This window comes from Candidatus Jordarchaeum sp. (assembly GCF_052745115.1).
In genome coordinates, this window is sequence record NZ_JBRAKS010000193.1 from 1 (window position 1) to 7,526 (window position 7,526).

The following is a 7,526-nucleotide window of genomic DNA, read 5'->3' on the forward strand; positions in this document are numbered from 1 at the left end:
CTTCGAGGAGGCGGGTGTGTTTCCTAAGGGTCTGAATGAAATTGACCGAGTTAGAGATGCCTGGTTTGACATAACTCTGAAGACGCTTAAGAAAACTTTTGATGTTGAGGTGGAAGAGGGTGAGTGGACGGACGCTGAGAAGCAGTACTTCAAGGATTTTACGACCCAATTCCACTCGGAGCCATGGATTTTCGCCCGCTCGGCAGAGAAAAAGTATGAGGAGATTCCTCCGGGTACCAGTCTGGGGAAAGCCTTTGTGAAGGTTCCTGCTGGACCACTGATTAGGGCTTATATTCTCAGGGAAGGAGACAAGATAAAGGATATGATGTTCACTGGTACCATGCACATGACTCCCTCTGATGGTCTAGAAAAACTGGAAAAGGAACTCATAGGCATGAAGATAGATGAGAGCGCTATTAAAGCGAAGGTTAGTGAGTGGTTCGGTACCGGTGTGCAGATTGGTATGCTTGAGCCTTCCAAACTGGTAGGAGTAATTATGGAGGCGTGTAAACTCAGCTACAAAAGATAAGGATAAACTCCCCGGCACTCTTTCCACTTTTTATGATTTCATTTATAAGCATGATCTATATATCGGGTTTTAGTGTTTCTTGAAGCTGGTGTCAGTATGGGTCGAAAAGAAGTCATAATGAGTGTTGAGGATGCAGCCTCAATGATCAAGGATGGCATGACTATTGGTATAGGAGGTCTTTTGACTTCTAATCATCCTATGGCCATTATCCGGCAAATAATCAAGAATGGTGTGAGAAACTTAACGGTGGTGGGTTCACCGGCGGCGGGGCTGGAAATCGATTTTATGATCGGGGCGGGAATTGCAAAGAAGGTTGCCACGGCTTATATTGGGGGTGAAACTCTGGCTCCCATTGGTCCCTTCTTTCGCAAGGCGGTGGTGGATGGAACCATCCAGATGTGGGAATGTGATGAAGCAATTTTGTGCGCTGCATTAAGAGCGGCTGCTGAGGGGTTACCTTTTTATCCTTGGTTGGGAGGCGTGGGCACCTGTTTGCCCGAAATTAACCCTGATCTGAAATATTTTGAAGATCCCATAAAAGGGCAAAAACTGTTAGCTGTTCCTGCGATAGGGCTGGACGTGGCTGTACTCCATGCCTCGTGGGGTGATCCTTACGGTAATGTACAGTATATAGGAAACACATACGCCGACATTTTAATGACAAGAGCCGCCAAAAAATGCATATTCCAGGTTGAGAAAGTGGTTTCGAACGAAGAAATTAAGAGAAACCCGTATTTAACAAAGGCTAACGCTGTTGATGCCTTGGTTCCAGCACCATACGGTTCTCATCCCTTCGCGAGTGATGGGTTCTATGCTCTGGATAAGGAGCATCTTAAAGAATATGTGGCGGCTGCCAAGGCTAGTATAAAAGGAAACCCTGAGCTCTTCGAACAGTATCTCAAAAAGTATGTTTTTGACCCCGAATCTCACGAAGACTATTTGGAGATTATCGGCATAAAAAGACTACTTTCTCTATACCAGTATTAGAAGGTGAACTTTTTGAGCAATTATGCTGAAGATTATTCGATAAGAGAACTTTTAGCAGCTTTCATTTCACGTGAAATTAAAGACGGAGATAGGGTGCTAATTGGCGCTAATCTTCCTGCTTGTCGAGCAGGGATACTCCTTGCACATTTGACACACGCACCGAATATGCAATGGCTTCAATTCTATCGCGCCAATTTCTCGGATGTGAAAAAAATAGAGAGTTTTGAATTCGTCACGGAATTCTCAGGATTCAAGTATTGCGAAGAAGTACCAGAATATGAATTTCTTTGGGACATCATAGGAAAAGTGGATGTAAGCTTCTTCGGAGGTCTGCAGATAGACAAATTCGGAAACATAAACCTTCTGGGAATAGGTGGTCAATACCCTAAGCTAATGTTTAGAGGACCAGGAGCTATCGGGCAGAGCACCATAACCGCCTTTGTGAACCATTACTATATCTACACCGAGAGACATCATCCACTGGTTTTAGTGGACAAGTGTGAATACATTACCGCAGTTGGTTGGGGTGACGGGGGCGATTCCAGAGAAAAACTTGGATTGCCTGGAGGAGGCCCCAAATACGTATTAACACCTTTATGCATCATGGATTTTGAAGAAAAGACAAAAAGAATGCGTTTAAAATCAATACATCGTGGTGTTTCAATCGACGACGTGAAAGCCAATACCGGTTTAGAACTCATCATTCCGGATAATATCCCCGAAACAGAACCTCCCACAAAGGAAGAACTCGAAATAATAAGAACCAGAATAGACCTAACCGGTATTCTAAAAGAATTGTAGCAGAAAAATGCGGACTCAAATAATCTATCCTTATAAAAAGAGGTACTAAAAAAGAAAAAAAGGAAGAAGTTTATTTTTTTAATAGTTTACCTTATTTAATCCTTTGAGTCCTAGCATCTTTCTTGCTTCTTCAGGAGAAGCAATATCGCGCCCCAATTCATTGACTATCCTGACCATCTTCTCAACCAGATCGGCATTGCTCTTCGCGATTATACGCTCCTTTTTTACCGGGTCATATCCTACAAATATGTTGTCTTCCATTCCGACTCTAATGTGTCCACCCATTATTGCCGCCAAAGCTCCAAGATGAAATTCCCTCGGATATCCAATACCGATAACTGACCAGGTGAAGTTGTCTGTTCCAAAGAGTCTGGCGGCCTCATTGTACATGTGTATTAGCTCCCACGGCGTGTTGCCTGTTCCGCCCAGTACCCCTAGGACGAATTGCATGTGTAAGGGGAATTTGAGCCATCCAAATTGTGCCATGGCCCCTGCGTTCCAGATGCCGCTGGTGCTATAAATCTCAAGCTCCGGTTTAACATCGTTCTCATACATGGTTTTAACAAACACTTCCAAATCTGCAAAGGAGTTCTGGAAAACCATACCCTTACTCCACTCTACCAGGCCCTTTTCCCAATCAGTTTTCCACTCCTTAATTCTCTCAGCTACTGGGAAAATTGAAAAGTTCATGGATTCCACGTTGAAGGAACACATTTCGGGCTTAAATTCTGGAGCAACCGCTATCCTCTGTTGTGCGGTCATTCCAGCACCCCCGCCGGTTGTACAACAGACTATTACTTCCGATTTGGATTTAATTTTTTCAAGTGTTTCTCTCCAAACACCCAGGTCAGCGGTGGGCATACCACTTTTTGGATCCCTTACGTGGACATGGACAACTGCTGCACCCGCATCACATGCCTTTTTAGCTTCGTCAGATATCTGATCCGGCGTTATTGGTAAATAGGGCGTCTGTGATGGCAATGTAACTGATCCTGTAAGAGCACAGGTAATAATACATTTGTCTCTCCATGCCCTAAGTACGGACATTTACACACCTCTCAAAACAATTTTTACCCAATTGTTTATAAAAATATAAAAAATAGAAATATTAATTTATTGGTTTTAAAGAGTTAGAAATAAATTACAGAGAGGTGGGGAAGATTCGATTCCTCTAGGATAACACTTTCAAGTCAAAAACTAAAAATTTTTCTTCCTTCTTTCCGAAATAATTGGGCTAAAAAATCCTAACAGCATGAAGCGGTTACGATAACTCGCTTTAATTATGAATATTAATCTCTGAGTAAAATTCACAGGTGAAACTTCTCTTTTTAATAAGAAAAAGTAAATAGTTTTTGTGAGCTTTCCATGCGTTTTTTCGTTTTTTAGATTTTTCTTGCCACTGCAGCTGCCTCATGCATAGCATCTATGGCTTTCCTGGGAGTCACACAGTCGCCGATAGCATAGATTTCAGGAACTTTGCCTTTCAGCTTTTCTACGAGTTCGTTGTTTGGGGTTGAACCCACCGCAATAACCACAGTATCAGCCTCCAAGACTTCCCCGCCATCCAGAACCACACCTTTATCCGTTATTTCTGTAACCTTCGTAGTTGTAAGCATCTTAACCCCGCTGCCGGAAAGACTCTTTAAAATCGTCCAGCGAGTACTGCCACCAATATCCTGGCCCATTTTATCCAACATTTCCACTATTGTAACTTCTTTATTGCTCTTGGTCAACTCATAAGCACTCTGCAAATTCATAGCCCCCCATTTCACCAAGAAGAGCATGGTCTCCGCATCAATAGAACCCTTCTCCATCAAGTAAAGCCCCGTTTCACACCCAACTCCACCCCCGCCTATTATAACTACCTTTTTACCTATAGGTACCCTATCTGCCAGCACATCCAAAGCCATCACCACATTCGGCCTATCCACTCCCGGTATCTGAGGAACAATCCAATTTACTCCCGTCGCCAGAATTACAACGTCGGGATTCAACTGTTCAACCACTTCTGGGGTGACCTCTTTTTCGAGAACCACATTAATGTTTTGTAAGTACATCTGGTAAGATAGATAATCCACAAGGTTACCCAGTTCATTTCTCTCCTTGGGAACTGCTGCCCAGCTCAATTGCCCTCCCAGCCGGTCACTCTTCTCATACAAATATACCTCATGGCCTCTCAGCTTTGCAACCCGGGCAGCCTCCATACCTCCAGGACCACCACCAGCAATCAAAACCTTCTTCGGCGTAGCCACCGGTTTAATCTCGTATTCCGCTTCTCTGGAAACATCCGGATTAACCAAACACTCAATTGGTTTTGCTTGAAAAACATGATCAAAGCATCCCTGATTACAAGCCACACATTTCCTAATCTCCGCAAATCTTCCTTCCTTAGCTTTTATCGGAAACTCGGGATCTGCAATCAACGCCCTACCCAAAGATATAATATCCGCCTTGCCTTCCCTCAAAATTTTTTCCGCAACAAACGGGTCATTAATCCTGTTTCCCGCAACCACCGGAACACTCACGACTTCCCGAACCTTCTCAGCAAGAAAAGCGAAAGCCCCCCCAGGAATATTCATGGTAATCTGGGGAATCGGAGACTCATGCCAAGCCACAGCCACATTAAAACAGTCCACACCAGCCTTCTCAAGCTCCTGAGCAATTATCCTAGTTTCCTCAATTGTGGTACCCCTCTTCATGAACTCATCTCCAGAAAGCTTAAAAATAAGCGGAAACTCCTTACCCAGCTTCTCCTTTATCCGCTCAACAATTTCCACCGCAAACCGAACCCGACCATAAACATCCCCCCCATAACGATCCCTACGCAAATTCGTCCTAGGTGAAAGAAAACGCGCCACCAAATAACCCACACCACCAATGACCTCAACAGCGTCAAACCCGGCATCCTTAGCCCGCTTAGATGTCAAGGCAAAATTCTCCACAGTCTCCTCAATCTCCGGGATAGTTAACTCCCTAGGGATTTCACCCGTCAACTTACACTTCACAGCGGAGGCCGAAACCGGCTGAGTGCCCAAAATAAAAGTCCAAGTCTGAGGCCCCGCATGCAATAATTGAACAGCAGCTCGAGCCCCATGCTTTTTAATTGCATCAGCCAATCTCCTCATACCTGGAATAAACTTGTCATCACTCAAACTCATCATGTTCGGGAGCCCAGTGCCCAAAGGCTCGGTGGCACAACCACCCACCAAAATAATCCCAGCACCACCCTTAGCCCGAGCCTCATAAAAATTCACAACACGATCATCCACAAAGTTATCCACCGCGTAGCCCAAATGCATAGCGGGTAGAAAAATTCTGTTTTTAATCTCCATACTTCCGATTTTGATAGGCTCAAACAGCATCAAGTTGAAAACCTCCAAAAGCCATTCACACTTCTAAATCTATTAAATAAATAGGGGGTGTTTCCTAATAGGTGAGGTCAAATTTGACCTCTCATAACTTTCAAGTTTTGAAATACTGGTATTTAACTTATATCACTTTCTAAAACTACATATTCGATGAGTGGATAAAGAAAAAATACTTTTATTTCCAATTAACTATTATTGTTAGAGGTATTATTAGAGATGAAGATAACCAAGTGTTGGGATTACACTACAGGGGAATACGTAACGAGAATTGTGGAGGGGAAAAGAAAGTGTACAGTGAGAGTGGGTAGCTCGTTAAGATTGGATATTGCTAATGACGACTCTTTAGATTTGGATTACTCCATTGATGAAGTGGAAATAAAGATAGTTGGCGACAGAGAATTAGCCATCCAAGCCGCAGGAGAAAATGGATTAAGAGCTTATATAGAAGAATATCTAAGAATGAAAAGATCTGATAGAATTTTTTATTAATGGGTTATCTAATAACTAAAAAGTCAACCTAATCCTTAATTCTAAGAGGACTTAGGTCCAGGCTTGGAACTTGTAGGTGTTTGCCCATTCTTTGTAGCCCATTCTGAAGAGTTTTAGGCGGGGTTTATTGATTTTGTAGTCTAGTTCCACTCCCACGTCGGGATTTTTTAGTATTTCTCGATAATTTTCATAATAGGTGTCAACATCGTTTGATTCATCCACCAGTTTCACCATAGCGTTCTCTGTAAAATATAGTATTAAGTCTGGCTTTTCTGGTGCCGGTCCTTGTTCAAACCTGATTTCCTTCTCGGAGAGCTTTGTTAAATGGAATACAAGCTTGTCACCGCTATCCAGGGTGAAGGGGCGAATACGATACTCCCACAATGCTCCAGTCTCCAGATACTTCATAAGGTCCGGGTGTTTAGGATAAAAACTCTTAGCCTTCTCCAAAAGCTCTTCCACACTCGGCATGAGTAAACCTCCAATAACTCAGTAAAGTGACGATTCATAAATTCCCTAAAATTAACTATCTCCCTACATTTAAAAATTCAACCATTAAAACTCCATCATTAAATTAGGCGAAACTATAAATGTGTTTAGGTCTTTGTATTGTTAATCTTTCTGGAAAGGGTGAAATTAGAAATGGAGATAATTGATCAAATAGCAATAATTCCCGGAAGATCCTGGGGATCAAATGTTTACGTGGTGGGCAAAGACGAATTAGCACTAATCGATTCCGGTTTAACTGGAGACTTCCAGAGATACTTTATTAAGGATATTGAATCTCTAGGATTGGATCCCCACAGAATAAAAAGCCTGGTAATAACCCACTTCCACCCAGACCACATAGGTGGGGTGCTTGAAATAATAAATTTCTGCTCACCTGATGTAATGATTCATGAAATTGAGGCCAACTACCTTGAAGAAAAAGGGGGCTTCGAAGTGCAAGTCAAACTTAAGGATGGAGACGTTATACAGCTGGGGGACCTGCATTTTCAAATAATCCACACTCCAGGGCATTCTCCAGGCAGCATCTGCCTGTACAACGCTGAAAAAAAGATCCTTTTTTCTGGAGACACCATCTTTGCTTACGGAATAGGACGCACAGACATCCCGGGAGGCGACATATTTGAGCTTAAAAAATCCATAAAAAAGCTAACTGAACTAGATGTCCAGATACTCCTACCTGGCCACGACGTACCGGTTATTGGAAACGCCAACGAAAATATACAATTGGACTACTCATTCGTAGAATCCTTATCCAATGATGACTAACTCAAAAAATTAAATGAGATTTTTTTCTTCCACTAAATAATATTGTACCATCCTATTTTTAGTAAGATTTTAAACTG

Annotated in this window: 8 protein-coding genes; 5 read left to right on the plus strand and 3 right to left on the minus strand. The window is 42.6% G+C overall.

Annotation, left to right across the window (positions count from 1 at the left end):
- The 3 genes from ACUVXA_RS13255 to ACUVXA_RS13265 form a co-directional block, all read left to right on the plus strand.
- A partial coding sequence (locus ACUVXA_RS13255; RefSeq protein WP_445871751.1) for a hypothetical protein occupies positions 1-529 on the plus strand: 529 nt, incomplete at its 5' end.
- A gap of 96 nt (positions 530-625) precedes the next feature.
- Positions 626-1,516, plus strand: coding sequence for a CoA transferase subunit A (locus ACUVXA_RS13260; protein WP_445871752.1), 891 nt, complete (start codon positions 626-628; stop codon positions 1,514-1,516).
- A gap of 12 nt (positions 1,517-1,528) precedes the next feature.
- Entirely contained in the window at positions 1,529-2,317 is a 789-nt protein-coding gene (locus ACUVXA_RS13265; RefSeq protein ID WP_445871753.1) for a CoA-transferase, read from the plus strand.
- A gap of 78 nt (positions 2,318-2,395) precedes the next feature.
- Here ACUVXA_RS13265 and ACUVXA_RS13270 read toward each other — a convergent pair whose 3' ends face one another.
- Both ACUVXA_RS13270 and ACUVXA_RS13275 read right to left on the minus strand, forming a co-directional pair.
- The gene (locus ACUVXA_RS13270; RefSeq protein ID WP_445871754.1) at positions 2,396-3,364 is read right to left on the minus strand and encodes a 3-keto-5-aminohexanoate cleavage protein; all 969 of its coding nucleotides are present in this window, start codon (positions 3,362-3,364) and stop codon (positions 2,396-2,398) included.
- Positions 3,365-3,699: 335 nt separating this feature from the next.
- Positions 3,700-5,679, minus strand: a complete 1,980-nt coding sequence (locus ACUVXA_RS13275) for an oxidoreductase (protein ID WP_445871758.1) — start codon at positions 5,677-5,679, stop codon at positions 3,700-3,702.
- A gap of 222 nt (positions 5,680-5,901) precedes the next feature.
- Between ACUVXA_RS13275 and ACUVXA_RS13280 the strand changes: the two genes are divergently transcribed.
- Positions 5,902-6,174: a hypothetical protein gene (locus ACUVXA_RS13280; RefSeq protein ID WP_445871755.1), complete on the plus strand. Its 273-nt coding sequence runs from the start codon at positions 5,902-5,904 to the stop codon at positions 6,172-6,174.
- 51 nt (positions 6,175-6,225) lie between these two features.
- Here the strand turns inward: ACUVXA_RS13280 and ACUVXA_RS13285 are convergent, their stop codons facing one another.
- Positions 6,226-6,645, minus strand: a complete 420-nt coding sequence (locus ACUVXA_RS13285) for a hypothetical protein (protein WP_445871756.1) — start codon at positions 6,643-6,645, stop codon at positions 6,226-6,228.
- 171 nt (positions 6,646-6,816) lie between these two features.
- Between ACUVXA_RS13285 and ACUVXA_RS13290 the strand changes: the two genes are divergently transcribed.
- Complete coding sequence (locus ACUVXA_RS13290; RefSeq protein ID WP_445871757.1) at positions 6,817-7,449, plus strand: MBL fold metallo-hydrolase; 633 nt, start codon at positions 6,817-6,819, stop codon at positions 7,447-7,449.
- Positions 7,450-7,526: the final 77 nt, after the last annotated feature.

What these genes read in the sequence shown, in the direction of transcription:
- ACUVXA_RS13275 (WP_445871758.1), bottom strand. Translation starts at nt 5,679, where the DNA reads ATGCTGTTTGAGCCTATCAAAATCGGAAGTATGGAGATTAAAAACAGA.
- ACUVXA_RS13285 (WP_445871756.1), bottom strand. Translation starts at nt 6,645, where the DNA reads ATGCCGAGTGTGGAAGAGCTTTTGGAGAAGGCTAAGAGTTTTTATCCT.
- ACUVXA_RS13260 (WP_445871752.1), top strand. Translation starts at nt 626, where the DNA reads ATGGGTCGAAAAGAAGTCATAATGAGTGTTGAGGATGCAGCCTCAATG.
- ACUVXA_RS13280 (WP_445871755.1), top strand. Translation starts at nt 5,902, where the DNA reads ATGAAGATAACCAAGTGTTGGGATTACACTACAGGGGAATACGTAACG.
- ACUVXA_RS13270 (WP_445871754.1), bottom strand. Translation starts at nt 3,364, where the DNA reads ATGTCCGTACTTAGGGCATGGAGAGACAAATGTATTATTACCTGTGCT.
- ACUVXA_RS13290 (WP_445871757.1), top strand. Translation starts at nt 6,817, where the DNA reads ATGGAGATAATTGATCAAATAGCAATAATTCCCGGAAGATCCTGGGGA.